Source organism: Pseudomonas tremae (assembly GCF_001401155.1).
In the GTDB taxonomy this organism is placed as follows: Bacteria; Pseudomonadota; Gammaproteobacteria; order Pseudomonadales; family Pseudomonadaceae; genus Aquipseudomonas; species Aquipseudomonas tremae.
Genome location: NZ_LJRO01000303.1, coordinates 1 through 310 on the forward strand (window position 1 = coordinate 1; position 310 = coordinate 310).

General features: G+C 60.0%; 1 protein-coding gene. It reads right to left on the reverse strand.

Translation table 11 applies throughout. The annotated features are described in order from the left end of the window. Nucleotides 1-5: 5 nt before the first annotated feature. Nucleotides 6-310, reverse strand: a 305-nt coding sequence (locus tag ALO43_RS16950; RefSeq protein ID WP_054997840.1) for a YajD family HNH nuclease, incomplete at its 5' end; no start/stop codon positions are given.

Here is a 310-nt window from a genome sequence, read left to right on the forward strand (position 1 = left end):
CCGGGTTACTCGTCCTTCTTCATCAATCCCGCCAGCGCAGCGAACGGGTTGTGGGTTGCCTTGGCGGTTTTCGGAGTGCTCAGCGAACCGTCGGCGAAATACTGCTGATCTGTGTAACGCGAGTGCTCGTTGTCGTGGCAATACAGGCACAGCAGCTCCCAGTTGGAACCGTCCTGCGGGTTGTTGTCATGGTTGTGGTCGCGGTGGTGCACGGTCAGTTCGCTGAGACGTTTGCCAGCGAACTCGCGGGCGCAACGGCCGCAAACGTGCGGGTACATGCGCAACGCCTTGTCGCGGTAACCCATTTCTC